Raw genomic sequence first — 25,755 nt, 5'->3', positions numbered from 1 at the left:
CGTCCGCACGCCGGTCACGAATTTTGGCGGCTAGTGCGTGATCTGCCAGTCGGCCGCCTCGCGTTGCTGGTTCCAGAACTCGTCGAAACGACCACGCGCGGCCAGCAGTTCATCGATGCTGCCGTCCTCGACGATCCGGCCGCCGTCGAGGAACAGCACCCGGTCCGCGTGCCGGATGCTGGCCAGCCGGTGCGCGACGATCACCCGGGTCCGCGAACGCTCATCGGCCGTCAGGGCGTCGACCACCGCGGCCTCGTTCTCGGTGTCCAGTGCGCTGGTCGCCTCGTCCACCAGCAGCACGGGCGCCGGCTTGACCAGCGCGCGAGCGATACTGACCCGCTGCCGCTCACCGCCCGACAAGGCCGTCCCGGCTTCACCGACCTTGGTGCCGTCACCGTCGGGCAACCGCCCGGTCAACTCGTCCACGCGAGCCAGCCGCGCCGCGGCGGCCAGTTGATCGGCATCGGCATCCGGGTCGCCGACCAGGATGTTGTCCCGGATCGTCCCGTCGAACAGATAGGGATGCTGGAACACCACACTCGTTGCTGCCCTGCGGGTTTCGGTGTCCATCTGGGCGGTGTCGACGCCGTCGATCAACACCCGCCCGGCGCTGGGTTGGTGCAGCCCGGCGATGAGCGACAGGATGGTGCTCTTGCCCGACCCGGACGGCCCGACGATCGCGGTAGTGCCGCCGGGCTCCAGGACGAAGCTGACATCCTGCAGCACCGGGGTGGTTCCGTAACCGAACGTCACGCCCTCGAATTCGATCCGGGGCGCGGCGTCCGTGGTCAACGTGACGGTACCGGTGGCCATCACCGGGGCGTCGAGCACGGCGCGGATCCGGCCCAGCGTGGCCCGGGTGGATTCGATCGCCGGGGCCAACTCTGACAATGACGTGAACGGCTCGAGATAGCGCGCCGCGACCACGATCATCGCAATCGCCTCGGGCACACCGAGAGTGCCGCGCACGGTCAGGAAGGTGGCCATCCCGGCCAGGATCAGCAGGGCCAGTTGGCTGGCCAGGCTGAACAACAGCTGTCCCGGCACCTGCATCAGCAGCAGTCGCATGCTGGCGCCGTGCTGCGCGGCCAGGGCGTCGCCGACCATGCTGCGGGCGGGCTCGACCCGCCGGGCCGCGCGCAGCGCCTGCTGGGTGCGGGCGAACTCGATGATGCGTTCGGTGAACGCCCGGTTCGTCTCGTCGGCGACCGCGTCGGCCTTGCGGCTCAGCCGGCCCGAGGCCCAGAACGCCCCCAGCAGAATCACCACGCCGGCCAGGGCAGCCAACCCCAGCGGGACCGAGATGAACAGCAGCGCAAGCGCAATGGCCGCGGGCAGCAGGATCGCCCCGATCAACGGCGTCAGCAGGTTGACCACCATGCCGACCAGTTCGGGTCCGGTGGCGGCGATCGCCTGGCGGGCATTGGCGGTGTTCGCGCCGCCGGCGCCGCCCAACCAGTCCATCCGGATGCCGGGCAGTCGGTCGGCCACGTCGTGCTGGGTGTGGTCGAGAAGTGCGAAGCCGAGGTCGAATCCGAGCCGCGAGGTCGCGGTGTCGACGATCCAGCCGATGACCGTCGCGGCGGTGAGCCAGCCGAGCCACGGCAGCGCGTCGCGCGGCACATCGCTGAACAACGCAGCCACGAGGGGAATCAGCAGCACCGTGCCTGCCGCCCGGATCACCACTGAGACCAACGTGAGCGCGGCATAGATGCCGACCTTGCCGCGACGGTCGGCCGGGATGAGGGCGATCAGGGTGCGGATCATCGTGCCTCTCCTGCGGTGACGGCATCGCCGGGGCGCAGCGATTGTCCGGTCTGCCAGAGTTGGTGGTAGCGCCCGCCTGCGGCCAGCAGTTCCTCATGCGTGCCGGTTTCGGCGATGCGGCCGGTTTCGAGGACGACGATCTGGTCGGCGTGGGTGATGGTGTGCAGCCGGTGTGCGATCACCAGAACGGTTCGGTCCCTGGTCAACCGGTTGAGTGCCTGCTGCACAAGGTATTCCGATTCCGGATCGGCGAAGGCTGTGGCCTCGTCCAGGATCAGCACCGGGGTGTCGGCCAGGATGGCCCTGGCGATGGTGAGCCGCTGCCGTTCCCCGCCGGACAATGCCGACGACGCCGAAAGCACGGTCTGATACCCGTCGGATAGCCGCAGAATGCGTTCGTGGATCTGGGCGTCGCGCGCGGCCTGCTCGATCCGTGCCTGATCGGCCTCCGGGTCGGCCAGCGCGATGTTCTCGGCGACCGTACCGGCCACGAGCTGGGTCTCCTGCAGCACGAAGCCGACTCGGCGGTACAGCTCGTCGGCCGACAATGATCGAATATCCCTGCCGTCCAATCGGATCGATCCCGAGTCGACGTCATGGAAGCGCGCGAGCAGCGCGGCGAGCGTGGACTTGCCCGAGCCCGACGGGCCGACCAGTGCGGTCACGGTGCCCGGGCGCAACGTCAACGACACGTCCTGGATCACCGGCACGCTCGGCCGGTAGCCGAAGGTCACCCCGTCGAACACCACGGCACCCGGGTCACCCGGCCCGCCCTGGTGCTCGAGCAGCGCCAGGTCCGCCTCGTCGAGGGCGTTCTGGATGCGACGCGCGGCCAGCATGCCGCCGCGGATCCCGCCCAGCCCGTAGCCCACGCCCAGCAGCCGAACGCCGAATGTGGTGCCCAGCAACAGGAACGGCAGCAAGTCGACCGGATCCATCGAGCCGCCGATGATCATCGGGGTGCCGACGGCGGCGATCAGCCACAGGAAGGTGCTGGGCCGGGTCACCAGGTCCATCAACGACTTCTTGCCGGTGAAGGGACGCTGCCAGCCGACCAGGAAGCCGATGTACTCATCGAGACGACGACGGAAACTCGACGACGCGGCACCGCCGAACACCCGGACGACGGGCTGGCCCTCGAGATAGGCGCCGGCCTCCCCGCTCATCCGGTCGGCCCAGCGTTGCGCCTGACCGATCTTGGCACCGGACTGGATGGTCATCACCGACATCAGCACCAGGTAGGTGAGCACCGGGATGAACAGCACCAGGGCCAACCGCCAATCGACGGTGAACAGGTAGACCAGCACGGCCACCGGCGCGACCACCGCCGCCACGGCATCCGGTATCGCGTGGGTCACCAGGTAGTGCAGCGACAGGGTGTCGTCCTGCACCAGCTGCTTGATCGAGCCCGACCCACGCGCGGTGAACCAGCCCAGCGGCAATCGGGCCATCTTGGTCAGCAGCCGAGTCCGCAGCTGACGGGCGAACTGTGCGTCGAGGCGGTGCAGCCACAGGGTGAGCCCGGCACCCAACAACGCGCCCAGGCCCAACAGCCAGACCGCGGTCAAACCCAGTGTCCACAAGCGGGATTCCTCGGCCCCGGCCAGCAACAGCCGTGCCAGCTCGACCAGCAGCACGAACGGCGCCAGCTGGATCAGGGTGATGATCGCCTGCAGCACACCCGACACGATCAGCGGGGTTTTCAGCGGGGACAGCAGCCGTCCCGCGCCCTGCGCCCGCCAGGTCCCGCGGGCGGGGGTGGCGGCAGCCGGTGCGGGAACAGGTTCGGCCACAGCGGCTTCGGACTCGTCCCGGGTTTCGGCCTCGGCTTCGGTGCGATCGGTGCCCATCGCCCGGCCCTCGGTCCAATAGGCCTGGGCGTGCAGTTCGGACTTGGGAAAGCCGAACTCGTCTTTCAACCGCGTGCGCAGGAGCTTGAGCGAGCCGGCCTCCGGCGTCACCCAGCAGTACCAGTCCGACCAGTCCCGGGTCTCGATCGCGGCGGCCAGTGACGTCGCGTCATGGCGCTTGACCCAGTGCACCCGCAGCCGCGGGTGCTCGGCGATCGGGATCAGCAGGTCGTTCTCGTCATGCTGCTCGAGATAGACCTCGATCGGAATGTCATGCGGCAGAACGCCGATGATGCCGTTGATGGCCGGCGTGGCTGCCGCATCACCGATCAGCAGGTATCCGGCGGGCAGATCCTCGGGCACAGTGAATCCCGTCGAGCCCAGGGCCATCACCGGGATGGTGTCGCCCGGCTTGGCGGCCCGAGCCCACTTCGACGCCGGGCCCGACGGTTCGTGCAGCACCACGTCGACCGCGAAATGACCGGTGGCCGGCTCCATTTCGGACATGGTGTAGCCGCGCTGGAACTCGGTTTTCGAGCCGTCGGGGTCCGGAACCCAGAATCTCAGGTAGGACGTCGGCTCGGCCACGGCGTCCTCAAAGACCGTCGGCGACACCATGCGCAGGCGCACCATGTTGGGCGTCAGGTAGGTGGTCTCGACCACGGTCGCCTGGTGATCACGCGCGCCGAAGCCGCGCATCATCACTCCCTGAAATCCGCGTGCCATCAGCGGTCCTCTCCCTTGGCGGTCAGATCCGCCACGATGTCGGTGATCGCCCTGCCGGGCACGACGGACGTCAACAGTCCCCGGATCAGCGCGTTCAGCAGAAGTTCCAGGTACTGCGGACTACGCAGTTGCATGCCCGCGGTGTGGACCGGTCCCAGCGCGACGTCGCCGGCCAACCGCTCGGCGGCGGCATCGCGTTCCAGGACGAATCCGTCGTCACCGCCGCTGGCCTCGGCCTTGAGTTCGTGTTGGGCGGCCAGCCCGATGGCCAGTACGGCCACCGAACTGCTCAACAGTGCCGCGGCCTCCGCGGTGTAGCCGCGGCGGCCCAATGCGGCGATCTCGTCGGCCAGCAGCCTGGCGCCGGCCTCCCCGCGCGGGAACAGCACCTGCATGTAGGTGGCCAGTCCGGGATTGGCCAGGGCGTAGCGGTGCAGGTTCGCCCCGAACGCCAGCAGGTGGTCTTCGACGGACCGGGCCGGATCATCGGTGAACTCGAGCTCGGCGAGCAGGCTCTCCCCGACCAGCCGTTCCAGTTCCCAGCGGCCGCTGATGTGGCGGTACAGCGCGGTCGCTGACACGCCGAGCCGGGCGGCGACGGCGTTGATGCTCAGATTTCGCATGCCGAGCTCGCGTCCCGCGGAGACGATGTCGGATACCGCGATCAGCGGCGGGCGCCCACCCATGCGCGCTACCCGCGCCGGGACCCCGGATCCGGCCACGATCACCTCCACAGGAAAGTTACCCCCACAAACTAAGGGTCGCCTTAGTGCTCGTCAACCGCCCCCTGAGTTACGGAGCATTCGCTCTGTTATGGTGTCGCGGTGCCACGTCCTCGCGTCTACGACCCGGATGCGGTCCTCGATGCGACGGAATCCCTGGCTGTGCGCTCAGGACCGGCAGCGGTGACGATCCGGGCGATCAGCGATGCGATCGGGCTGTCCAACGGCGCGCTGTATCACTCGTTCGGCTCACGGGCGGGTCTGCTCGGCCAGGTCTGGCTCCGTGCCGGGCGACGGTTTCTGGCTCTGCAGCGGGAACTGGTCGAGGCTGCGCAACCGGGTGTCGACGCTATCGCCGCGGCCGCCTACGCACCGGCGGTCTTCGCCGAGCGCCACCCGGCGTCGGCGCGGCTACTCCTGCAGGTCCGGCGTGAGCAGGTGCTCGGCCACGATCTGCCGGCGGATCTGGCCGAGCAGGCGCGCGAGTTGGAAAAGCAGTTGGTGGACTTGATGATCGAACTCGCTGCGGCCGCATGGGACCGCCGTGACCGGGCCGCGGTGGACGCCGTGACGACGTGCATCGTGGACCTGCCCACGGCTGTCCTGCTACACCGCAACCGCCTCGACGATCCGACTGCCCGCGATCATCTCAATGCGGCGGTGGCCGCCGTACTGACGGTGGGACCTGGCCCCAGGCAGACGCCGAAACTCCCCCTCAAGAAAGGAATCTCATGACCCCCACCCTGGATTACGACGGCGAGATCGCCATCCTCGACCTGGGCGACGACGAGAACCGGTTCACCCCCGAGTTCCTCGATACGGTCGACGCACACCTCGACGCGGTCCTGGCCAAGGGCGCACACGGCCTGGTGACGACGGCCGACAGCAAGTTCTATTCCAACGGTCTGGATCTGGATTGGCTTGGCGCCCACAGCGATCAGGGCGATTGGTACGTCGGCCGGGTACAGGGCCTGTTTGCGCGGGTGTTGACGCTGCCGATCCCGACGGCCGCCGCGGTGGTTGGGCACGCCTTCGGTGCCGGCGCGATGCTGGCCGTCTCCCACGACTTCCGGGTGATGCGTGACGACCGCGGGTTCTTCTGCTTCCCCGAGGTGGACATCCGTATTCCATTCACCCCGGGAATGGCCGCGCTGATCCAGGCCAAACTGACCCCGCAGGCGGCCGTCGCGTCCATGACCACCGGCCGCCGGTTCGGCGGCGTCGATGCCCAGGCCTACGGGATCGTCGACGCCACGGCACCCGAGGGCTCGGTGACGACGGCGGCCATTGATCTGCTGCGTCCGTTGGGCGGCAAGGATTCCGGCACCCTGGGTGCGATCAAGCAGGGCATGTTCGGACCGGCGGTCCAAGCGCTGCAATCCGTCTAGCCCATCAGGCCGGGCCCGATTGATCGATCGCGCTGAGATCGGGCAGCGGCTGCTTGCAGAGACGGCCGGCTTCCTCGGCGGACATGCCGAGCAGCATGAGCAGGTTCTGCGTCACTGTGTCCGCGGCCTGTGCGTCATCGCGATCCGGTTCGTCGTGAAGTAGCTGCCCCAGCCCGAGCAGCGCCCCTCCGACCACGGCCAGAGCCAGGTTGAGATCTGTGACGTGGAATCGGCCGGCCTCGACGGCGGCGCTGATATCGCGCCGGGCCCGCGGGGCCAGGCCCTTGTCCGAGGACAGTAGGGACAGTCCACTGGACAGCAGTACCCGGCTTTCCTGAGGTCGCCGACGAAACATCCGCCCGGTCAGGCGAAAGCTGCAGGCGAACGCCTCGGCCGGGTCACCGAGCGACTTGGCGTACGCGTCCAACAGGTCGGCGTGCACGTCGAGCGCCTCGGTGAGGGCGGCTTCGAACAACTCTTCCTTGCTGTCGAAGTGGTTGTAGAACGACCCCATGCCGACGTCGGCAGCCTGGGTGATCTCCAGAACCGGCACGTTGAGCTTGCCCGCCGCGATGAAGGATTGCGCCGCGGCGAGCAGGGCCGCGCGGGTGCGCTGTTTGCGCCGAGCCAACCGGTTCGGCTGATCGCCAGGCCCATCAGCCGGCTGCGTCGTCATCGTGATGGCCCCCTTCCCCGCGCAGATCCTTCCGGGATTCCGTTGATTCTAACCGCCTCATCAATTCTGAGGATTTCGTCAGAACACCTTGACTGACGATCGCGGCGCATGTGACGATTTCGTCAGAATCAACGGGAGGCGGCCATGGCGGATACCGCAGGCACCCATCACGACCTGCACAGCGACCAGGGCGCGCGCCGAGGCGAGCACCCGGGCCGGTCCCGCAATCCGGTGATCAAGGTGCGCGACATCGCTTGGCTGGAGTTCGAGAAGCCGGACCTCGTCCGCGCCGAGGCCTTCACGCAGGCGTTCGGCTTCGCCACGGCGGCAAGGACATCCGACCAACTGCACCTGCGTGGCACTGATGCCGGCGCACCGTGTCTGATCGTGCGGCGGGGTCCCCGGTCGAGATTCGCCGGCGTGGCCTTCGCCGCCCGCGACGAAGGCGACGTGCGTCGACTGGCCGAGACAACGGGTGCACCGACGCGCGCACTGCCCGAGAGCATCGGCGGACTCGCCGTCGACCTGATCGACCCCAGCGGTGTCCCGGTCCACGTCATCGCCGGCACCCACGACTTGGCTCCCCTGCCGTCGCAGAGCCCGCTGGTCCTGAACGTCGGGCATGATCTGCGACGCACCAACGCAACCCAGCGTCCGCCACGGGTTCCCGCCGCCGTGCAACGCCTGGGCCACGTCGTGCTGCAAAGCACCAAGTACACCGAGACGCTGAACTGGTATCTGGACAACCTCGGGATGATCGTCAGCGACTTCCAGTACTACCCCGGCCAGCGCGACCGCGGTCCGACGATGAGCTTCATCCGCTGCGACCGCGGCGAGGTACCCACCGATCACCACACGCTGGCGATGACACTCGGCCCGCGCAACCGCTACGTGCACTCCGCCTACCAGGTGGCCGATCTCGATGCGTTGGCCGCCGGCGGCGAATACCTGCGCGAACACGGCTACCACCGATCGTGGGGCATCGGTCGCCACGTCCAGGGCAGCCAACTGTTCGACTACTGGCGCGACCCAGACGGCTTCCTCGTCGAACACTTCGCCGACGGCGACATGTTCGACAACACCCTCGAACCCGGGTGGGCGCCGTTCACCGCGTCCGGGCTGGCCCAGTGGGGGCCGCCCGTCACCAAGGACTTCCTCGGGATCGCCCCCAATCAAGAGTCGATCGACGAACTGCGCTCGATGCTCGCCGCCATCCGAGACCACGACAACGAATTCACCCTCACCCGCCTGCGCGGCCTGCTGAAAGTAGCCAGTTCATGACCACCACCGTCCTCCGCACCGCCGACGCCTGGTACGTCCAAACCGACCGTGGCGCAGTGAAGATCGACACCTCGGCCACCACCACGGCCGAACTGCTCGGCGACCGGACCGCCATCGACACAGCCACCACCGGCACCGACCCGGTACCGGTCGACACCCTCGACCTCGTCTCACCGGTGACCGCACCGTGCCGGGTCGTCGCCCAGATGGCCAACTTCGCATCGCACGCCAAGGACGCGGGCCTGAATCCCGAGACACTCCCACTGGCGTTCTTCCGCAAGGCCTCCGGGTCGATCAACGGTCCGACCGACGACATCGTCAAGCCCGAACACGTCAGGCTCCTGGACTACGAGGTGGAGATCGGCCTGGTCTTCGGACGTGAGCTCCCGGTCGGCACCCACCTGACCGAAACGGATCTGCCCACCTACATCGCCGGGCTGGTGGTCACCAATGACGTGTCGGCCCGCGACGTCCAGTTGCCGAAAACCCAGTTCTACGAAGCCAAGTCGTATCCGACGTTCACGCCGGTAGGACCGGCGCTGGTGCTGCTCGATGCCGATGAGCTCAAGCGCTTCGGCGAGCTGCGCCTCCAGTTGCGGGTCAACGGCGAACTTCGTCAGGACGCCAAGGTGGCCGGCGACATGATCTACCTCCCGCTGCGCGCCCTTCAGGAACTGACGCGATTCCAGCGGATGGACGTCGGCGATCTGCTCCTGACCGGCACCCCAGTCGGGACCGCGTTGAGTGCACCGCCCAAGCCGATCGAGATGATCGGTGCGCTGCTGCCACCGGCACTGAAGTGGAAGGCGTTCTTCAAGGCCCAGGCCAAGAACACCAGGTACCTGCGCGACGGTGACGTCGTCGAGACCAGCGTGGCGACCGACGACAAGGCGATCGACCTGGGCACCCAGCGCGCGGTGGTCCGCTACGCATGACGGCGGTGCCGCACGTCCCCGTCGTCGTCATCGGGGCGGGGCCCACCGGGGTAACGGCGGCCACCCTGCTCGCGCAGTACGGCATCGACTGCCTGGTCCTGGACCGCTGGGCGCAGGTGTATCCGCAACCCCGGGCGGTGCACCTGGACGACGAGATCTTCCGCATCGTGGCCCGCCTCGGCATCGCCGACGAGTTCGCCGCGATCTCGCGCCCCACCCTGGGGCTTCGGTTGCTCGACAGCTCTAGGCATGTGCTCGCCGAGTTCAGACGTGATGCCGCGCTGGGCCGCAACGGTTTTCCCCAGGCCAACATGTTCGACCAGCCCGAGTTCGAGGCCGTGTTGCGGACCAACCTGGCCCGCCGGTCGCATGCGGAACTACGCGGCGGCGTCGAGGTCACCGACGTCGCCGAGGATGCACGTGGCCGGGTTCGCGTCACCTACGCCGACCGCGCCGACGGCGGCGAGCATGTCGTCGAGGCGGACTACGTGCTGGGCTGCGACGGAGCCAACAGCATCGTGCGGTCCCGGATCGGCTCCCGCATGGAGGATCTCGGATTCGAGCAACGCTGGCTCGTCGTCGATGTCGGCACCACCGCCGAACTCGCCAACTGGGAGGGCGTCGATCAGGTCTGCGACCCGGACCGGGCCGGCACGTACATGCGGATCGGCGAGACGCGCTATCGGTGGGAGTTCCAGCTGCGCGACTGCGAGACCGCCGCTGACTTCGCCACCCTCGACGCCCTCGAGCCGCTGATTCGCCCCTGGGTCCAGCAGGTTTCGAGCGCCGAGTTGCACCTGGTGCGCGTGACCGAGTACACCTTCCGCGCGCAGCTTGCCGATCAATGGCGGCGGGGCCGGATCTTCCTGCTCGGCGACGCCGCCCATCTCACCCCACCGTTCATCGGGCAAGGCATGGGCGCGGGACTGCGCGACGCGATGAACCTGGCCTGGAAGCTCGCCGGCGTGCTGGCCGGGTCCTTGCCCGGCGACGTCCTGGAAACCTATGAGCAGGAACGGAAGCCACATACCCGGCACATGATCCGGCTGGCCCTCGCGGTCGGGCGGGCGATGACCGCGGGTGGTGAGTTCGGGAACCTGATCCGTCGGATACTCGTGCCACGCCTGCACTGGTTGCCGGGACTGAGCACCAATCTCGTCGACAGCGAGACGCCGGCGTTGCATCGCTCGGCGCTGGTCCAGAAGTCCCGGGCGCCACGGCAACTGGCCGGCAGACTCTGTCCGAATCCGCTGGTGGCGGAAGGCATACGGCTCGACTCCGACCTTTCAGACGGCTTCGCCGTGATCACCCGCACCGCGCCGAGTGCCGCCGGGCGCGCCCTCGCCGATGAGCGCGGCGCCGTCATTCACGTCGCCGCGCCGGGTTCCGAGCTCGCGAACTGGCTGCGCCGTGGTCGCGCCGACGCAGCCATCATCCGGCCCGACCGCACCGTGATGCGCGCGGGACGGGATCTGGACGCCTTGTTCGACTCGCTGCCCAAGTCCTGCAGCGGGACCATCCGGAAAGTGACGCCACCGCAATGACGCTGACACGCAACGCCATTCCCACCTACCGCTCGGACATCTACTCCACCGCGGCGATCATCGACCCCTACCCGCACTACGCCCGGTTGCGGGCACTCGGCCCCGTGGTGCGACTCTCCCGCCATCGGGCCTACGCAATCCCGCGCTATGCCGAGTGCAAGTCGATCCTGCGCGACGACAAGACCTTCATCTCCGGCGAGGGGGTCGGGCTGAACCCGATCCCGAATACCCTCTCCAAGGGCACCACTCTCACCAGCGACGGTGCGATACACGACGCGCGTCGCAAGCTCGTCGCCCACCGCCTACTCCCGCGGGCGCTGCGCGCGATGGCCGACGACGTCGACCGAATGGCCGCCGACATCGTCGACCGGGCCGTCGCGAAGGGTTCGGTAGACGGCATCGACGACATCGCGTCGGCGCTACCGCTGGCGATCGTCCCCGACCTGGTCGGCTGGCCGCGGGACCAGCGCGCCGACCTGATGGCCTGGGGCGGAGCCACTTTCGACCTGCTCGGCCCGCTCAATCGGCGGGCTGCGCGAGCCATCCCTGACTCCGCGCGGATGCTGCGCTTCGCTCGCGGCGTCGTCAAGAAACGCGCTGTCCTGGACGGCAGCCTCGGGCACGACCTCCTGCTCGCTGCCGACAACGGTGAGCTCTCCGACGCCGACTGCGCATCCCTGATGGTCGACTACATCGTCCCGTCGCTGGACACCACGATCAGCGCCATCGCCAACGCGGTACACCTGCTGGCCACCCACCCCGAACAGTTCGAGTTGCTCAAGCGTCAGCCCGAGTTGATCCCGAATGCCGTCAACGAGATCATCCGGTACTCGTCGCCGCTGCGCGCGTTCACCCGAAAGGCACGCCACGACATCGAAGTCGGTGGCGCCACCGTGCCGGGCGGGGCCCGGGTACTGGTGATCTACGCGTCCGCGAACCGCGACGAACTCGAGTGGGATGACCCGGACGTGTTCGACATCCGCAACGACGCGGGCCGTCAGCTCGGCTTCGGCAATGGCGCCCACGCCTGCGCCGGGCAGGGGCTCGCGCGTCTGGAGACCCAGGCGATGCTGCGCGCACTCGTCGAGCGGGTGGACCGCATCGAACTGACGGCAACCCCGGTCTGGGCGCTCAACAACATCATCCGCCGGCACTCATCGCTGCCGGTCAAGCTGACCGCCGTCTGACCCCGTCGGTGACGGGGTCAGCGGTAGGGGTCAGCTACCCCAGCCGCGCTGGCCGTCCCAGCCACCGCAGATTCCGTTGATGCAGCCATGGCCGAAGCCACCCTGGACCGGGTTCCAACCGCCACAGCCGTTCCAGCCGGGCCCGCTGTCACAGCCACCGCCACCGCCGGCGTCACCGCCGCCGCTGGGTTGAGCACTGATCGTCGTCGCGGGCGCGTCAGTCATAAGCGCGGCGGTCGGTCCTGCTGCAATCGCCAATGCGGCTCCCGCTACGAACACTGATCCCATGAGTTTTCGTATGGTTAGCATGACTCCATACTCCTCTCCTGTGAGCCTCCTGCCAAGTGGTGTGATCAAGCCCGCGTGTAGCGCAGCAGCGTCACACCAGCTCCGGCAAGGGCGTCCGGGTAGTCGCAGAAAACAGGCTTGAGCCGCATTCCGACACTGAGTTCCTCGGGTGCGACGTCAACGATTTCCGTCGAGAACCGCGGACCCTCATCCCATTCCACGATACCCAAAATTTGCGGAACGGCGTCGGCGAAGTGCGGGCCGACCGGGCGCCGGGCCACGGTGAACGAATACAGCGTGCCCATCCCCGAGATCTCCCGCCACTCGAGATCATCGGCCAGCGTGCGGGGCGCCAACACGCGGGGGTAGAACACATAGGCCTGCGTCGACGGCGAGTACTGGATGACGATGCGATGCTCCGCGAGTGCGTCCCAGAACGGCGTGCTGGTAGGGGTTTTCACCGGCATGGGCCGGGCGAATCCGGTCATCGGTCTTCACTCGCCTTCCAGGATCAGGGTGGTTTGCTCGGACAGGATGCCGCCGTTGCCGGAGACGAATGCGCGATTGCAATCGGCGACCTGGGCGGCCCCCGCTCGGCCCATGATCTGACGGGTGGCATCGCAAACGTGGTGCATGCCGCCGGCTAATCCGGCCTGGCCGAAACCGAGTTGGCCGCCCGCGGTGTTCAGCGGGAAATCGCCGCGGAAGGTCAGGTCGTGGTCGGACACGAAGGACATACCCTTGCCCTTCTCGCAGAACCCGGCGTCCTCCAGGCTGAGCAGCACCGTGATGGTGTAGCAGTCGTAGATCGACACCATGTCCATCTGGTCGCGGGTCAGCCCGGTCATCCCGAACGCCGTGTCGGCCGCCTTGCGGATCGGTGTGTCGAGCAAATCCTCGGCGTACGTGGGCGTCTTGAACGGCACGTGCTCGCCAAAACCCTTGACCCACACCGGCCGGTTGCGGGCTCGGGCGGCGACCTCGGCACTCGCCACGACCACAGCGGCGCCACCGACGCACGGCATCACGATCTCCAGCATGTGCAACGGGTCGGCGATCACCGGGCTGTTCAGCACGTCCTCGACGCTCAGCGGGGTGTCTTTCCAGATGGCGCCGTCGGTGTGATTGGCGTTGACCCGCTGGTCCACCACGATCTTGGCCATCGCCCGCTCGTCGTAGCCGTACTCATAGGCATAGCGCTGCGCCACCTGACCGTACGGCCCGTTCTGGCCGAGGTTGCCATAGGGAATCTCGAATTCGGCCTGCGGCGAGCCGAATTGGTTGCTGGACGAGCCGAAGAACACCGCGTCGGTCAACGTCTTCGGTTTCAGCTCCGAGCTCGGGGTGATGTAACGCGCCGGTAGGGCGCACAGCACCACGTCACACAGGCCGAGCTCGATCGCGGCGGCCGCCCGCCACACCATGCCCGCGGCGCTGGCCCCGCCGAGGTCGAGCAACTCTGCGAAGTTCGCTCGCACGCCCAGATATTCGGCCACGGTCGACGGCACGAAGATCTCCGACTCGCCCAGGTGAGAGGTGACGATGCCGTCGACCTGCTCGGCCGACAGGCCGGCATCCTCCAAGGCTGCCGCTGCCAGCAGGGCCCACTGCTCCAAGGTAAACGGAGCCGGCGCGGCTTTGCTCATCCGCTCCGGCGGCAACTCGACGTAGCCGACGATCGCGGCTTCGCCCTGTAGTCCCCTACGCGCTCCCATACTCGCTCCTCACTTGCGGGGTAATCCCAGAATCAGCTGGGCAATGATGTTGAGCTGGATCTCAGTGGTGCCGCCGCCGATCAGCTCGGCGGGAAGGTCCAGGTAGGGCGCCACCACCGCGGGTTGGCTGTCCTGTTCCAGGGCAAGCGGTCCGGTGAGTCCGAGGGTGAGTTCGGATGCGCGGCGCAGCATCACGTTGGTGGCCACCTTGGCGATGCTCGACGCCGGCCCCGGGGGCTGTCCGTCGAGCAGACGCAGCGTCTCACGCACCCCGAGCGCCTTGAGAGCGTTTGTGTAGGAGTCGATCTCGCCGATGGCATGCAACACCGGATCCGGATCGGGGCTCACCCCGACGAGCTCGCGTAGCGCCCCCATCCGGTCGATGTTGACGTAGCCGCTGATCGCCACCCGTTCGTGGGCCATGGTGCTGATGGCCAACTGCCAGCCCGACGCCGGATCGCCCAGCAGCATGTCATCGGGTACGAAGACGTCGGTGAGGAACACTTCGTTGAACTCGGCCCGCCCGCTGGATTGGGTGATCTGGCGGAATTCCACTCCGGGTGAACGCATGTCGAGAATGAAGTAGCCGATACCGCGGTGCTTGGGAGCCTCGGGATCGGTACGGGCCAGCAACGCACCGAAATCGGCTCGATGCGCCAACGAGGTCCAGATCTTGTGTCCGTTGATCCGCCACCCGCCCTCGACCCGCACGGCCCGGGTACTCAGCGAGGCCAGGTCCGATCCTGCTCCCGGCTCACTGAACAGCTGACACCAGGACAGGTCCCCGCGTAGCGAGCCGGGCACGAAACGCTCTTGCAGTTCCGGGGTTCCGGCCGCGATGAGGCTCGGCAGGATCCACTCGGCGATGCCCACCGACGGTCGCACCAGGGCTGCGCGCTTACCGAATTCCTCGTCGACGATGAGCTGTTGACGTACGGTCGCGTCGCATCCCCACGGCGCGGGCCAGTGCGGGGCGATCAACCCCGCGTCGGCCAGCAAGTCACGCCGTGCCCCGATCGTGAACTCCGGGTACTCGCCTTGTCGTCCGAAACCGTTGTCGGACAGGGTGAGTGCACGGTCCAGGGTTTCACCGACCCTGGCCCGGAATTCGGCGTCGGACTCGCCGAGGTTGACCGTCACGTCCCGCGTGGCGGTGGCCGACAGCCGGCCGAGGGTGCGGGTCCATCGTGACACCGGACCGATCGATGCGGCCAGGCTGGTGGCCCGGCGCCAGTACAGGTGCAGATCGTGTTCCCAGGTGAATCCGATTGCTCCGAGCATGGTGAGCGCCTCGAGCACCAGACCGGGAACCGGCATGACCGCCATCACCGCGGCCGAGCAGGCGGTCAGCCGGTGCTGGTCGGTATCCACGGATCCATCGAGCGCCCGCACCGCATCCCAGGCCGCTGCCGTCGCCAGCGCGCTGTTCACCAGCAGCATCGCCGCCTTGTGCTGCAACGCCTGGAACGTCCCGATCGGCTTGCCGAACTGTTCCCGGGTCCGTAGATGTTCGGTGACGGTTTCCACACACCACTGGGTGATGCCGGCCGCCATCGAGGCGGTGAACGCCACGGTCAGGTCGGTGACCAGCTCGGCGTCCACCCCGGTCAGGACCGCGGCGGCGGGCACCGCGTGATCGCTCAGCCGCAGGAGGCCCAGATCCGTGGTCAGGTCGGTGCCGCGGCGCGATTCGACCTGACCCTCAGCCGGATTCAGCGCTGCCCAGCGCAGGGCGCCGGTCTCGTCGGCAAAGGGCACCACGACGCGCTGCGCCGAGCACAGGCCCAAGGTCAGGCCTGTCGAACCGGTCAGCCGCCAGCCGTCCCCGTCGCGGCAGCCCGCGATGTCGGACTGCTCGCTGGACACCACCACGGCGGTCGCACCTTCGGCGATCTCCTTGAGCAGCGTCTCGGCACCGGGGCCCTGCTGCGAAGCCAGTGCGGCCCCGGCGATCGCGGTGGTGAGCAGCGGGCCCGGCAGCAGTGCCGCACCCGCGGCCTCCAGCACGCAGGCCATGTCTTCCAGGCGGCCACCCTGCCCGCCCACCGCCTCGGGCAGGTGTACGGCATGAAAGCCGTTCTCCACCATTGCGCCCCACCATGACGGCAACCGTCCCGCGGCCAGGTCGTCCAGCGCGGCCCGGGTCGCGTCGATGGGTGCGTGCCGGGCCGCGAACTGCCCGACGGCTTCGCTCAGCTGCTGTTGTTCGGGTGTCAGCGCGATGGAGACGTGGGTGGTCATGCGCGCCGCCTCGATCGGAAGAGACCGGAAGTGAAGAATCGTGCGCCCTCGGCGATGGCCTCGGTCGTCGGTCTCGGTTGCCAGCCGAGTTCGCGGACCGCCTTGCTGTGGTCCATCGGCGACATCACGTGCATCAACCGCACGGTCAGCGGGCTGAGCTGGTTGTCCTTCTTGCGCAGCCGGGCCAAGGGATCGACCACCGCGCCCGCCGCTGCCAGCAGGCGGATCGGGACCCCGCGCCGCGGCGGCTCGACATCAACAGCAGCACAGGCGGTTTGATAGATCTCCCCGGCAGACATGAAACATTCGGACACGATGTAGCGCTCACCGATCCGCCCCCGCTCACCGGCCAGGACCAGCGCCTCGGCGGCATCGGCGATGCCCACGGTCTCGGCGGCCGCTCCGTTGACGTAGAACGGCATCTTGCCCCGCACCGCAGCGGCGACCAGACCCCCGTGCGGGGTCGGCAGCCAGTCGCCAGGGCCATAGGTGTTGGACACACACATCGCCACCGCGGGCAGTCCGTGCTCACGGGCGTACCGCAGCACCATCTGTTCGGCGAGCACCCTGGTATGCACATAGTCGCCACCCACGTCGAGCCAGTTGTGCGGCAGATCCTCAGTGGCCGGGCCGGATTCGGCGATGCCGATAGTGGCGATGGAGCTGGTGAAGACGAACTTGCTCAGCCCCGCCTCGACCGCCACATCCAGGACCTCTTGCAGCCCTTCGATATTGGTCCGCCACAGCGGCGCCGGGTCACTCAGCCAGGCCCGGGCGTCGACGACGCAGTAGTACACGACGTCGCAGTCGTCCATCGCATCGCGCACCGAGTCGGGGTCGAAGATGTCGCCGTAGACCCGCTCCACGTCGAGGTCGTCGATGCCGCGGGTGGAACTGGTGCTGCGGATGAGCACCCGTACGTCCTCGCCGCGCTCGACCAGCCGCCTGGCGACATGCGAACCGAGGAATCCGCTGGCCCCGATGACCAGTTTCTTTGTTGCCATGCGCCCTTGCGTTCGTCGTTCTCCGATATTTACGAGACGCTACGTCTCGTCTTGTGGGAGACTACGGCGGGTAGCTTGCCGTGTAAAGATCCGTGCCGAGAACCGACGAGGACGTACCGATGATCCCCACTACCGATGAGGTGACGCCGCCGCGGCGACGCAGCGAGAAGTCGCGGGTGGCCATCATCGAGGCCACCCGCGCACTGTTACTGGAGCGGGGCTTCGACGGGCTGAGCATCGAGGCCGTCGCCGCACGGGCCGGGGTCGGCAAGCAGACCATCTACCGCTGGTGGCCGAGCCGGCCCGCACTGGTCGCCGATGTCCTGCTGGAGGACGCCGACAAGATCCTGGCCACCATGCCGCACACCGACGATGTCACCGCGGACCTGGCCTCCTGGGCCGGAACCCTGGCCTCGGCGCTGACCACGAAGCGCGGCAACGCGATGCTGCGCATCCTGACGGCAGCCTCACTCGAACACGAGGACACCGCCGCACGGCTGCGGGCAGGGTTCAGCCGACCGCTGGTCGATTCCGTGCGCAACCGGCTGATGGCCGAACAGGTCGATGCCGACCTGGCGTCCGCCGCCGCCGACGCCCTGCTCGGCGGCGTGGTCTATCCGATCCTGTCCAAGGGACGGGACTACTCCCGGCAGCGAGCCGAAGGCCTGGCCCGCATCATCGTCGCGAGCCTGCGCGGCCAGGCCGGCTGAGAGCTGACGCGCTACGCCCCGGGAACAGCCCCCGGCGCCCGCACCACCATCGGCACGGCGGGAAAGTACGTGGCCATCTCCGAGCGGCACTTACGCAGGGCGGCGGTGCCGTAGCCGCGCTTACGGAAGTCGGGGTGGATCCAGATCCGGACGTTGACCTCACCGTGGGTCAGTTCGCCGAACACCATGCCGACCTTCTGGTCACCCTCCAAGGCCACGAACCAGGCGGCTTCTTCGGCGTCCACCCGGCCCAGGGCCGCGCGGATCTCGTCGTCGACATCGGCCGCGGGCGCACCCGACCCGTCACCGGAGGCGCCGACGTCGGTGGTCCGGGCGATGAAGATGTCGCGGTCGGTTTCGGCGGCGAACGGCCGCAGATCCAGAGATTCACCAGAGGCCGCCGGACGTTCCGACACCGTGAAGCTGAGCTGGGAATTCAGATCATCGAGCTCGGCAGCGATGGCGCGACGCGAATCCTTGGTGATCTGCGCGAACGACAACCCGACCACGGCTTCGGCCGCGGCGTGCGAGGTGCCGAGCAGGCCGGCAACCGCGTCGATGGCCGCCGGGCGATCATCGGCGTCCACGATCACATCGAGCACTTCGTGGCGCCGATTGAGTGCGTTGAGCAGAGCGTCGGCAATTTCGCGCCGGGCCGCGGCTTTGTCGTGATCGGTCATACCGCGAGCGTAGATCAGCAGTGCGCGCTGTGTGCAGAGCAACCGTCAGCTCAGAGTCGGTCCATTTCCCGCGCCATCTCCGACCACTCGAAATAGATCAACCGCGATGCGCACTCGAACGGATGGCGGCCGTGGTCGTGGCCGTCGATCGGCTGATGCCACGGGCTGTGGGCAACCACCATGGGTCGCAGCGGGGTCATCGAGAACATGGCAAGCCCCCTTCGCCGGCTCCGTTGTCGGCGGACCCGATGTCGGCGGCGGGCACGCCGTTCATCTCCGAAGAAAACCATCCCGATCGCGGCGACACATCATCCATCCGATTGATATTGATCTGGGGTTAGTCTGACGTCAGATGCATACGCCGACGAACGAATCGGGATCTGTGACATGGTCACGGTCGAAGGATTCTCACGCCTTGTAGCCGGCATCTACGCCGCCGCGATCGCTCCCCAGCACTGGGAGTCCACGATCCGCGACATCCATCGCGAAATCGGCGGTAACGGCGGAGCGTTGCTCACCGCCGAAAAGTCGATCTGGTCGATTCAGAACTCGATCCTGCCGGTCGGCGCCGCCGCCAGCTACGCGGCGTACTACCACCGACTCGACTCCCCCATGGCCGCAGTCGAGAAGGGCGCGGTGGGTACCGTCCGCACCGGATCGGAACTGGTCATCCCGTACCGAAATTCCGAGTTCTACACCGACTGGCTGCACCCCAACGAACTGGAGGACGGACTGTTCGTCCGCCTGTCGCAGGGGCACCGCCCCGTGTGCTTTCTCCTGCATTCCGCGGTGACGTCCGAGCCGTTCGGCACGAGGGACCGCGTCCGGCAGTTCAGCGGCCTGGTCCCGCACCTGCAGCAGGCACTACGGGCGCAGCGCGCACTCGACGACTTCGCCCACGAGGACGCCGACCTGCACGCGGCGCTGGATTCGGTGGTCCACGGCATCGTCGTCGCCGGGCCCAACGGCCAGGTGCTCAACCTCAACGCAGCCGCCGAAGCGATCCTGCGCGGCGGCGACGGCCTCCAGGTGGTCTCCGGCCGCATCACCGCGACCAACACCTCGACAAACCGAACCCTCAACCGCGCCCTGCACTCGGCGCTGACCGGCACCTCCGACAACATTCGCGGCGGTTACTCGTTCACAGTCCAAAGACCGTCGGATACAAGACCGTTCATCATCCACATCCTGCCGCTGCACCGTCTCGACCAGCCCGACCGGCGACGGGCGCTGGTGGTGCTGGTCGATCCGGCCCACGAGCCCGAACCCAGTGCGGCACTCCTGCAACGCCTGTACCACCTGACCCGCACCGAGGCCGACATCGCACTGCGGGTCGCCCACGGAACCGATCCCAAACACGTCGCCGAGGATCTGTCTGTCTCGATCACCACCGTGCGCACCCACCTGCACCGGGTGTTCGACAAGACCGGCACGCACCGCCAGGTGGAACTGGTGCGGCTGCTGCTCACCCTGGATCCGGTGACCTGAGCTCAGCCCACCAGCTCCTGCGCCAGGTAGTCGTCGGGTGCCCGCACCCCGCCGGGCACCACGAACACCGACGAGCCGATCGCGGTGGTCCACTGGTTGAGCGCATCGAACCGGGCAAGGCGCCGCTGAACCGGGAGGAACTGTTCGTCGATGTCGCGCTGGAACGTCGCAAAGATCAACCCGGTGTTCGACGTCTGGCCGGGCTCTGGCGGATCGTCGTAGTTGTAGGGCCTGCGCAGGAATCGTTCGGTGGTGCCGCGATGGTGCGCCAGCGCAACGTGGGAGTTCTGCGGAATCACCGGAATTCCATTGTGCATCAACGCAAAATCCGGTTCGTCCGTCTCACGGGTGCCGGTCAGTGGAGCCCCGGAATCCAACGTGCGGCCGACGGTGAACTCCTTGCTCTCGCGGTCCAGTTCATCCCAGGTGTCCAGGTGCATGGCGATGCGCCGGATGACCATCAACGTGCCACCGACCAGCCCCGGGTGGACCGGACCGGACATCCAGACCAGGTCGTCGAAGTCGGCCGCCGTGAGGTTCGCGGTGCCGTCCACCTGTCCCATCAGGTTGCGCATGGTGGTGCCGGTCGCGTCGGCGCCGCGGGCGTTGCGGAACCCGGCCTGCCGCCAGCGCGGGGTCGCCATCGACCGGATGTTCTTGGTCAGCACCCGGTTTGCGTGGGCCACCGTCACCGGATCGTCGGCACAGATCTGCAGCAACAGATCACCGCCGGACCACCTGTCTTCGAGCCGGTCCACGTCGAAGACCGGCAGCTCACGGGCCGAGGCGGGCCGGGGTCCCGCCGGACCGATCCGGTCGAACAGCCCGATTCCCAGGCCGACCGTGATGGTCAATCTGGCTGGTCGGGTGGCGAGTTCGGGTTCCGTATCGGCCAGCGCAGGCGCACCGCGGGTCAACCGCGCCGCGTCGGCCGTCCACAGCCGCAGGATTGCGGCGACAGTCTCCCGCTCGGTGCGCCCGGTCTCGGCCTTTCCGCGATGGTTCAGATCGAAGGCCACGAACAGCCCGTGTGACTGCGGCGCGGTCGCGATCCCACCCTGGTGCGGTCCGTAGAAGGGTTCCACGTCGACACCGAAACCCTTTTGCACGGTGGCGGAATGGGCCGCGCCGGATTGGTTCAGCACCGCACCGGCGGCCAGCGCGGCGGCGCCGCCGGTGAGGAGGCGCCGCCGGTTGACCGACAGGCGGGACGGATCAGCCATGCCCGTGCGGCGACGGCGGCTGATAGTTCTCGTTGGCGCCGGCAAAGTCCCGCACCTGGGCTGTGACCGGGAGTGAGGAACCGTCCTCGAACACCAAGGACACCGGAACATCGGCACCGGGCTGCAGTGGCGCCTTGAGGTCCATCAACATCAGGTGGTCCCCACCGGGGGTCAGCTCATGGGTACCGCCGGCCGCAATGGCGAACCCACCTTCCTTGGGCCGCATGGTTTTCGACCCGCCTGCGCCGACGACCTCGTGCAGTTCCACCATTCCGGCGGCGGGCGAGATCGCCGAGACGATGCGCACATCGTGGTGCCCGGCATTGGTGAGGGTGCCGAAGACGGCGGTCATCCCCGCGTCGGCCGCACTGGCCCACTGCTCGCTCACCTGGACCGTCTCGGCCATCGTCTCGTCGTGACGACTCTGTGTGCAGGCGCCCAGTCCTACCGCCAAGGCCAATGCGGCCCCCGTCAGAACAGCTGCAACCTTAGACATTTGATCTTTCCTTCCACCACGCCACAGCCACATCGACCAGCAGAAAAGCCACCAGACTCAACCCGAACAGCGGGAGGGACCACCCGATGACGGCGGCGACGGCGACGACCGCCACGCTGCCCCAGGGCGGCAGATCACGCAGCGCCCCGCGCAGCGGGGCCCGGCCCACGGCCCAGTCCGAACCGCGCGTGGGTCTGCGCTGCCACCACATTCGGTAGCCGCGCACGATGACGGTGATCAGGCCAACCATGGTGAGCGCCAACACGATCTGGTTGGCGATTCCGAACAACAGGCCCATATGGGCATCGATCGTCCAGTCCGTGAGCTTGGCCAGCAAGGGCCACTGCGCGAAGTTCACTCGATCGGTCACAGCCCCGGTATCGGGATCGACCGCGACCGCGTCAGCACGGGTTGGCCAATCACGTTTACGCTCAGCAACTTTCCAGGCCTGACCGGCCTCGGCCGGCGGGTGCATCCACATCGGGCCGCGCAGCCCGGCCTGCTCTGCGCTCCGCAGCACGGTGTCGGCACCGCGCAGCTCGGACTGGCCACCCTGCTGTCCGTGGTGTGCCGCGGCAGCGGCCGGGGCCCCGGACAACGAGGTGTCCACGGCAGGCGCCGTGGTGTTCAGCCGGGCCTGGATGCTGTTGACCGTCTCGCCCGCATAACGGGACCAGGTAATGCCCGTCACCGACAGCGCGAGCAGGACCGCCACCGTCCACACGCCGACCGCACCGTGCCAGGACAGCGTGCGTCGACGGCCCGAGGCGGTCCGGTCGGGCAGGATCAGGTCGCGCATCGCGCGGTTCTCCCGGCGGCGCATGATCCACAGGGCGAGCCCGGCCAGGGCGATCACCCACATCCAGCTGGCAGCCAGCTCGCTGTAGTTGCGGCCGAATGCGCCGAGGTGCAGGTTGCGGTGCAGCTCGTCGAACCAGGCCCGCATCGGCATCCACTGCCCGTAGGTGGTGAGCGCCCCGCGCACCTCACCCGTGTAAGGGTCGACGAACACCGTGCGCGAGTAGTCCGGCGGAACGTCCTTGAATTCCGGACCCACCAGCAGGCTGATCTGGGTGGTCTCGTCAGGGGCCGCCGGCGGGCGGATGCTCTCCACCGTGCCTTCGGGATGGGCGAGCCGCGCCGCGGCCAATTGGTCGGCCAGCGGCAGCCGCTCGGTCCCAACCTGCGCGACCGTCAGCTCGTGCCGGTAGACGAACGTGTCGATCTGCGGGATCAGCGCGTAGAGCAGGCCGGTGACGGCTGCGATCAGGATGAACGGACCGACGAACACGCCGGCGTAGAAGTGCAGCCGCACCAGAAGGGGACGGATGGAGCGGGTTTTGACGGGAGGAGGGGATTCCTCGCGTAGTTGATCGTCGGGGGTGGTGGTCATGAAAACGCCTTCGCGGAAAAGAACTTGAGAGAACCAGAAAGGTGCGCGCGGGCGCACAAACGGGTAACAGCCCGTCGGTCCGACGGGCTCAGAAGAAAGTAGTGGGCGTCAGAAGCCCATACCGGACACCGCCGGCGGCGCCCGCATTCCCAGACCGGCGCGGAGCAGAACAGGCCGCGCCACAACCACATTCGAAGGCCACCAGAGCGCACGGTCCAACGGGCGGAGCCGGGCGGCGGCGAAGATCCGCAACCAGCAAAGCACCGAGACGCACACCACGAACAGGTACTCGGCCATACCGATCACCACGCCGAGACCCACCGCCGCGGCGACATGCATACCCAGCATGGGTGCGGTCAGAAGTGATGCCGCGTGATGATGCCCGCCGGACATCGCCAGTGCGAAGTGACCGACGAGCTGACCAGCGCCCAGCCCGGCGACCAACACACCCGTCCGGGCCGAGCGCGTCTGCGGGTTCAGCCCGCCCACGGCGGCTCCGAGCGCCGCGCACAGCAGCAACAGAACGATCAGCGGGCTACTCGTCGGAGCCATGCCGCCGGCCGCGGTGTGCGCGACCGTTGCGGTGAGTGCCGAGCACGCGCCGACCAAACCCCCGCGCAGGCGCGCGGCGTGCTTGGCTGACGTGCTCACCTGCGGAACCTTACCGTGCGGCCTGAGCTGGGCTTCCGGCGTCCGGACCTAGAGTTGGCGCCGTGGATGGCCGGGCATATGAGCAGTACGACCTGATCGCGAACGAGTACACCCGGGCCTTCGCCGGCGAGTTCGATGACCGTCCGTTCGATCGCGCGGTATTACGGTCCTTCGCCGACCATGTGGTGCGGTCCGGTGGCAGCACGGTGCTGGACGTGGGGTGTGGGCCCGGTGAGGCCGCCGCCGAACTTGCTTCCTGCGGACTGCGCGCCGAGGGCATCGACGGCTCCCCGGCGATGGTTTCCCTCGCCACTCAGCAGTGGCCGCAGGTGCGGTTTCAGACCGCGGACATGTTCGACCTCCCGTATGAGGCGGGAGCGTTCGACGCGGTGTGCGCCTGGTACTCGATCATCCACACGCCCGCCGAGGCACTGTCCGAGCTGTTCACCCGATTCCGCCGGGTCCTGACCGATCCGGGGTGGCTGCTACTGGGTTTCCAGACCGACGGTGAGACCGCGGTCTACGACCATGCCTTCGGCCGGGATGTGGCGCTGACGTTCCTGCGACACGACATCCCCGTGGTGTGCGACGCCCTGGAGGCGTCCGGATTCACCGTGTACGCGACAACCAAACGGGCGCGTCAGGTCCAGCTCGATGAACCCACCGCGCAGGCGATGGTCATCGCGCACACACGCAGGCTCGCGGTTCCGAATAATCAGTCTTGACTTATATAAGTACAGACTTTTACTCTGGAGCACGTGCACGCCTTCGACATCCTCGGAGATCCGGTGCGCAGGCGGATCCTCGAGCTCATCCAGGCGGGTGAGATGTCATCCGGCGCCATCACCGAGGTGATCCGAGCCGAGTTCGCGATCACCCAGCCTGCGGTTTCACAACACCTCAAGGTGTTGCGGGACAACGGTTTCGCCAGTGTGCGGGCAGAAGGCACCCGTCGTCTGTACAGCGTCGACACCGCACCACTGCGCGAGGTCGACCAGTGGCTCGAGCGGTTCCGGCACAACTGGACACCGCACCTGGATGCCCTGGCGACCGAGATCGCGCGCGGCAAACGTGAACGAAGAAGAACCACGAACAAGGAGGCTTCCCAGTGATCGACGTCCAATACCAGCTCAACGCCGTCCGCCGCAGTGTGGGGCGCAAGACGTTCGAAGCCCGCGAGGCGCGCGTCGTGAGCGTCAGCCAGACCTACGACACCGATGCCGCTGACCTGTGGGACGCCTGCACCAGCATCGAGCGGATCCCCCGCTGGTTCCTGCCCGTCACCGGCGACCTGCAGCTGGGTGGCCGATTCCAGCTGGAAGGTAACGCGTCCGGCGAGGTGCTGAGCTGCGATCCGCCGCGCACGTTCACGACCACGTGGGAGGCCATGGGGGCGACGAGCTGGGTCGAGGTCACCATCACTCCCGCGGGCGAGGATCGGGCCACCTTCACGCTGGACCACATCATGCACTCCGGCGACGACGATGAGTTCTGGCTGCAGTTCGGGCCGGGAGCGGTCGGAGTCGGTTGGGATTCCGCACTTCTCGGCCTGGCCGGATACCTCAGTGCAGGCGGCCGCATCACGCCGGAGGAGGGTGCGGCCTGGGCGGCCGGCGAGGAGGGCCGCGGCTTCATGACCTCGGCCAGTGAACTCTGGTACCAGGCGGACCTGGCGGCCGGCGAGGATCCGGCACAGGCCCGCGCCGCGGCGGACCGCACCGCTGAGGCCTACACCGCAGCAGGCTGACCTGGGCCGACGCCACGCGATGGGGTGCGGCCCCACCATCGCC

26 protein-coding genes are annotated in these 25,755 nt (G+C 67.8%); 11 read left to right on the top strand and 15 right to left on the bottom strand.

From position 1 onward, the window contains the following. Nucleotides 1–30 precede the first annotated feature (30 nt). The 3 genes from ACZYZ7_RS14955 to ACZYZ7_RS14945 are packed head-to-tail and all read right to left on the bottom strand — an operon-like array spanning nt 31 to nt 5,065. Nucleotides 31–1,767 (bottom strand): ABC transporter ATP-binding protein, encoded by a 1,737-nt coding sequence (locus tag ACZYZ7_RS14955; RefSeq protein WP_450071537.1) that lies wholly within the window; start codon nt 1,765–1,767, stop codon nt 31–33. Next, entirely contained in the window at nt 1,764–4,343 is a 2,580-nt protein-coding gene (locus ACZYZ7_RS14950) for an ABC transporter ATP-binding protein/permease (RefSeq protein WP_450071538.1), read from the bottom strand. The genes ACZYZ7_RS14955 and ACZYZ7_RS14950 overlap by 4 nt, the downstream gene beginning before the upstream one ends. Continuing rightward, nucleotides 4,343–5,065, bottom strand: a complete 723-nt coding sequence (locus tag ACZYZ7_RS14945; RefSeq protein ID WP_450071539.1) for a TetR/AcrR family transcriptional regulator — start codon at nt 5,063–5,065, stop codon at nt 4,343–4,345. The genes ACZYZ7_RS14950 and ACZYZ7_RS14945 overlap by 1 nt, the downstream gene beginning before the upstream one ends. 102 nt (nt 5,066–5,167) lie before the next feature. Between ACZYZ7_RS14945 and ACZYZ7_RS14940 the strand changes: the two genes are divergently transcribed. Both ACZYZ7_RS14940 and ACZYZ7_RS14935 read left to right on the top strand, forming a co-directional pair. Continuing rightward, nucleotides 5,168–5,800 carry a TetR/AcrR family transcriptional regulator gene (locus tag ACZYZ7_RS14940; protein WP_450071540.1) on the top strand — a complete coding sequence of 211 codons (633 nt, stop codon included), beginning with the start codon at nt 5,168–5,170 and terminating at the stop codon, nt 5,798–5,800. Then, nucleotides 5,797–6,453, top strand: a complete 657-nt coding sequence (locus tag ACZYZ7_RS14935; RefSeq protein ID WP_135459543.1) for an enoyl-CoA hydratase-related protein — start codon at nt 5,797–5,799, stop codon at nt 6,451–6,453. Before ACZYZ7_RS14940 ends, ACZYZ7_RS14935 begins: the two co-directional genes overlap by 4 nt. A gap of 4 nt (nt 6,454–6,457) precedes the next feature. On the opposite strand, the gene ACZYZ7_RS14930 is transcribed toward ACZYZ7_RS14935, so the two are convergent. Continuing rightward, complete coding sequence (locus ACZYZ7_RS14930) at nt 6,458–7,129, bottom strand: TetR/AcrR family transcriptional regulator (protein ID WP_450071541.1); 672 nt, start codon at nt 7,127–7,129, stop codon at nt 6,458–6,460. Nucleotides 7,130–7,273: 144 nt separating this feature from the next. Between ACZYZ7_RS14930 and ACZYZ7_RS14925 the strand changes: the two genes are divergently transcribed. The 4 genes from ACZYZ7_RS14925 to ACZYZ7_RS14910 are packed head-to-tail and all read left to right on the top strand — an operon-like array spanning nt 7,274 to nt 12,076. Continuing rightward, nucleotides 7,274–8,410, top strand: a complete 1,137-nt coding sequence (locus ACZYZ7_RS14925) for a VOC family protein (RefSeq protein ID WP_450071542.1) — start codon at nt 7,274–7,276, stop codon at nt 8,408–8,410. After that, a complete protein-coding gene (locus ACZYZ7_RS14920) occupies nt 8,407–9,345 on the top strand; it encodes a fumarylacetoacetate hydrolase family protein (RefSeq protein ID WP_450071543.1) in 939 nt (312 codons plus the stop codon). Before ACZYZ7_RS14925 ends, ACZYZ7_RS14920 begins: the two co-directional genes overlap by 4 nt. Further along, nucleotides 9,342–10,889, top strand: a complete 1,548-nt coding sequence (mhpA, locus tag ACZYZ7_RS14915; RefSeq protein WP_450071544.1) for a bifunctional 3-(3-hydroxy-phenyl)propionate/3-hydroxycinnamic acid hydroxylase MhpA — start codon at nt 9,342–9,344, stop codon at nt 10,887–10,889. The genes ACZYZ7_RS14920 and mhpA overlap by 4 nt, the downstream gene beginning before the upstream one ends. After that, on the top strand, nt 10,886–12,076 hold the full coding sequence (locus ACZYZ7_RS14910) for a cytochrome P450 (protein ID WP_450071545.1): 1,191 nt from the start codon (nt 10,886–10,888) through the stop codon (nt 12,074–12,076). The genes mhpA and ACZYZ7_RS14910 overlap by 4 nt, the downstream gene beginning before the upstream one ends. 30 nt (nt 12,077–12,106) lie before the next feature. On the opposite strand, the gene ACZYZ7_RS14905 is transcribed toward ACZYZ7_RS14910, so the two are convergent. The 5 genes from ACZYZ7_RS14905 to ACZYZ7_RS14885 are packed head-to-tail and all read right to left on the bottom strand — an operon-like array spanning nt 12,107 to nt 17,324. After that, the gene (locus tag ACZYZ7_RS14905) at nt 12,107–12,385 is read right to left on the bottom strand and encodes a hypothetical protein (RefSeq protein ID WP_450071546.1); all 279 of its coding nucleotides are present in this window, start codon (nt 12,383–12,385) and stop codon (nt 12,107–12,109) included. 44 nt (nt 12,386–12,429) lie between these two features. Further along, nucleotides 12,430–12,852 carry a Zn-ribbon domain-containing OB-fold protein gene (locus ACZYZ7_RS14900; protein WP_450071547.1) on the bottom strand — a complete coding sequence of 141 codons (423 nt, stop codon included), beginning with the start codon at nt 12,850–12,852 and terminating at the stop codon, nt 12,430–12,432. 6 nt (nt 12,853–12,858) lie between these two features. Beyond that, nucleotides 12,859–14,079 carry a thiolase family protein gene (locus tag ACZYZ7_RS14895; protein ID WP_135459551.1) on the bottom strand — a complete coding sequence of 407 codons (1,221 nt, stop codon included), beginning with the start codon at nt 14,077–14,079 and terminating at the stop codon, nt 12,859–12,861. A 9-nt stretch (nt 14,080–14,088) separates the two neighbouring features. Further along, nucleotides 14,089–16,320 carry an acyl-CoA dehydrogenase gene (locus ACZYZ7_RS14890; RefSeq protein WP_450071548.1) on the bottom strand — a complete coding sequence of 744 codons (2,232 nt, stop codon included), beginning with the start codon at nt 16,318–16,320 and terminating at the stop codon, nt 14,089–14,091. Continuing rightward, on the bottom strand, nt 16,317–17,324 hold the full coding sequence (locus ACZYZ7_RS14885) for an NAD-dependent epimerase/dehydratase family protein (protein ID WP_450071549.1): 1,008 nt from the start codon (nt 17,322–17,324) through the stop codon (nt 16,317–16,319). The genes ACZYZ7_RS14890 and ACZYZ7_RS14885 overlap by 4 nt, the downstream gene beginning before the upstream one ends. A 119-nt stretch (nt 17,325–17,443) precedes the next feature. On the opposite strand from ACZYZ7_RS14885, the gene ACZYZ7_RS14880 reads away from it, so the two are divergent. Beyond that, on the top strand, nt 17,444–18,034 hold the full coding sequence (locus ACZYZ7_RS14880; RefSeq protein WP_463741238.1) for a TetR/AcrR family transcriptional regulator: 591 nt from the start codon (nt 17,444–17,446) through the stop codon (nt 18,032–18,034). Nucleotides 18,035–18,045: 11 nt separating this feature from the next. On the opposite strand, the gene ACZYZ7_RS14875 is transcribed toward ACZYZ7_RS14880, so the two are convergent. Then, entirely contained in the window at nt 18,046–18,714 is a 669-nt protein-coding gene (locus ACZYZ7_RS14875; RefSeq protein WP_450071551.1) for a GNAT family N-acetyltransferase, read from the bottom strand. 50 nt (nt 18,715–18,764) lie between these two features. Then, nucleotides 18,765–18,914 carry a hypothetical protein gene (locus tag ACZYZ7_RS14870; RefSeq protein ID WP_167857650.1) on the bottom strand — a complete coding sequence of 50 codons (150 nt, stop codon included), beginning with the start codon at nt 18,912–18,914 and terminating at the stop codon, nt 18,765–18,767. A gap of 187 nt (nt 18,915–19,101) precedes the next feature. On the opposite strand from ACZYZ7_RS14870, the gene ACZYZ7_RS14865 reads away from it, so the two are divergent. Next, entirely contained in the window at nt 19,102–20,202 is a 1,101-nt protein-coding gene (locus tag ACZYZ7_RS14865) for a helix-turn-helix transcriptional regulator (RefSeq protein ID WP_450071552.1), read from the top strand. Nucleotides 20,203–20,204: 2 nt separating this feature from the next. On the opposite strand, the gene ACZYZ7_RS14860 is transcribed toward ACZYZ7_RS14865, so the two are convergent. The 4 genes from ACZYZ7_RS14860 to ACZYZ7_RS14845 all read right to left on the bottom strand — a co-directional run bounded on the left by ACZYZ7_RS14860 (nt 20,205) and on the right by ACZYZ7_RS14845 (nt 23,965). After that, nucleotides 20,205–21,425, bottom strand: a complete 1,221-nt coding sequence (locus tag ACZYZ7_RS14860; RefSeq protein WP_450071553.1) for a Dyp-type peroxidase — start codon at nt 21,423–21,425, stop codon at nt 20,205–20,207. Then, nucleotides 21,418–21,921: a copper chaperone PCu(A)C gene (locus tag ACZYZ7_RS14855; RefSeq protein WP_450071554.1), complete on the bottom strand. Its 504-nt coding sequence runs from the start codon at nt 21,919–21,921 to the stop codon at nt 21,418–21,420. The genes ACZYZ7_RS14860 and ACZYZ7_RS14855 overlap by 8 nt, the downstream gene beginning before the upstream one ends. After that, on the bottom strand, nt 21,914–23,314 hold the full coding sequence (locus tag ACZYZ7_RS14850; protein ID WP_450071555.1) for a PepSY-associated TM helix domain-containing protein: 1,401 nt from the start codon (nt 23,312–23,314) through the stop codon (nt 21,914–21,916). The genes ACZYZ7_RS14855 and ACZYZ7_RS14850 overlap by 8 nt, the downstream gene beginning before the upstream one ends. Before the next feature lie 108 nt (nt 23,315–23,422). After that, nucleotides 23,423–23,965, bottom strand: coding sequence for a hypothetical protein (locus tag ACZYZ7_RS14845; protein WP_450071556.1), 543 nt, complete (start codon nt 23,963–23,965; stop codon nt 23,423–23,425). A gap of 62 nt (nt 23,966–24,027) precedes the next feature. On the opposite strand from ACZYZ7_RS14845, the gene ACZYZ7_RS14840 reads away from it, so the two are divergent. The 3 genes from ACZYZ7_RS14840 to ACZYZ7_RS14830 are packed head-to-tail and all read left to right on the top strand — an operon-like array spanning nt 24,028 to nt 25,712. Next, entirely contained in the window at nt 24,028–24,690 is a 663-nt protein-coding gene (locus tag ACZYZ7_RS14840) for a class I SAM-dependent methyltransferase (protein ID WP_450071557.1), read from the top strand. A 33-nt stretch (nt 24,691–24,723) separates the two neighbouring features. After that, nucleotides 24,724–25,077 carry an ArsR/SmtB family transcription factor gene (locus tag ACZYZ7_RS14835; protein WP_135459562.1) on the top strand — a complete coding sequence of 118 codons (354 nt, stop codon included), beginning with the start codon at nt 24,724–24,726 and terminating at the stop codon, nt 25,075–25,077. Then, on the top strand, nt 25,074–25,712 hold the full coding sequence (locus ACZYZ7_RS14830; RefSeq protein WP_450071558.1) for an SRPBCC family protein: 639 nt from the start codon (nt 25,074–25,076) through the stop codon (nt 25,710–25,712). The genes ACZYZ7_RS14835 and ACZYZ7_RS14830 overlap by 4 nt, the downstream gene beginning before the upstream one ends. Nucleotides 25,713–25,755: the final 43 nt, after the last annotated feature.

The organism is Mycobacterium sp. IDUB_17 (genome assembly GCF_055419465.1).
The sequence above is the reverse complement of the archived record's forward strand: the minus strand, read 5'-3'. Positions and strand labels throughout refer to the sequence as shown.

Bases quoted from the DNA above. Each gene is read 5' to 3' on its own strand.
- ACZYZ7_RS14895 (WP_135459551.1), bottom strand. From the start codon at position 14,079: ATGGGAGCGCGTAGGGGACTACAGGGCGAAGCCGCGATCGTCGGCTAC.
- ACZYZ7_RS14935 (WP_135459543.1), top strand. From the start codon at position 5,797: ATGACCCCCACCCTGGATTACGACGGCGAGATCGCCATCCTCGACCTG.
- ACZYZ7_RS14900 (WP_450071547.1), bottom strand. From the start codon at position 12,852: ATGACCGGATTCGCCCGGCCCATGCCGGTGAAAACCCCTACCAGCACG.
- mhpA (WP_450071544.1), top strand. From the start codon at position 9,342: ATGACGGCGGTGCCGCACGTCCCCGTCGTCGTCATCGGGGCGGGGCCC.
- ACZYZ7_RS14850 (WP_450071555.1), bottom strand. From the start codon at position 23,314: ATGACCACCACCCCCGACGATCAACTACGCGAGGAATCCCCTCCTCCC.
- ACZYZ7_RS14910 (WP_450071545.1), top strand. From the start codon at position 10,886: ATGACGCTGACACGCAACGCCATTCCCACCTACCGCTCGGACATCTAC.
- ACZYZ7_RS14930 (WP_450071541.1), bottom strand. From the start codon at position 7,129: ATGACGACGCAGCCGGCTGATGGGCCTGGCGATCAGCCGAACCGGTTG.
- ACZYZ7_RS14950 (WP_450071538.1), bottom strand. From the start codon at position 4,343: ATGGCACGCGGATTTCAGGGAGTGATGATGCGCGGCTTCGGCGCGCGT.
- ACZYZ7_RS14855 (WP_450071554.1), bottom strand. From the start codon at position 21,921: ATGTCTAAGGTTGCAGCTGTTCTGACGGGGGCCGCATTGGCCTTGGCG.
- ACZYZ7_RS14860 (WP_450071553.1), bottom strand. From the start codon at position 21,425: ATGGCTGATCCGTCCCGCCTGTCGGTCAACCGGCGGCGCCTCCTCACC.
- ACZYZ7_RS14920 (WP_450071543.1), top strand. From the start codon at position 8,407: ATGACCACCACCGTCCTCCGCACCGCCGACGCCTGGTACGTCCAAACC.
- ACZYZ7_RS14865 (WP_450071552.1), top strand. From the start codon at position 19,102: ATGGTCACGGTCGAAGGATTCTCACGCCTTGTAGCCGGCATCTACGCC.
- ACZYZ7_RS14870 (WP_167857650.1), bottom strand. From the start codon at position 18,914: ATGACCCCGCTGCGACCCATGGTGGTTGCCCACAGCCCGTGGCATCAG.
- ACZYZ7_RS14955 (WP_450071537.1), bottom strand. From the start codon at position 1,767: ATGATCCGCACCCTGATCGCCCTCATCCCGGCCGACCGTCGCGGCAAG.
- ACZYZ7_RS14905 (WP_450071546.1), bottom strand. From the start codon at position 12,385: ATGCTAACCATACGAAAACTCATGGGATCAGTGTTCGTAGCGGGAGCC.
- ACZYZ7_RS14925 (WP_450071542.1), top strand. From the start codon at position 7,274: ATGGCGGATACCGCAGGCACCCATCACGACCTGCACAGCGACCAGGGC.
- ACZYZ7_RS14875 (WP_450071551.1), bottom strand. From the start codon at position 18,714: ATGACCGATCACGACAAAGCCGCGGCCCGGCGCGAAATTGCCGACGCT.
- ACZYZ7_RS14880 (WP_463741238.1), top strand. From the start codon at position 17,444: ATGATCCCCACTACCGATGAGGTGACGCCGCCGCGGCGACGCAGCGAG.
- ACZYZ7_RS14890 (WP_450071548.1), bottom strand. From the start codon at position 16,320: ATGACCACCCACGTCTCCATCGCGCTGACACCCGAACAACAGCAGCTG.
- ACZYZ7_RS14885 (WP_450071549.1), bottom strand. From the start codon at position 17,324: ATGGCAACAAAGAAACTGGTCATCGGGGCCAGCGGATTCCTCGGTTCG.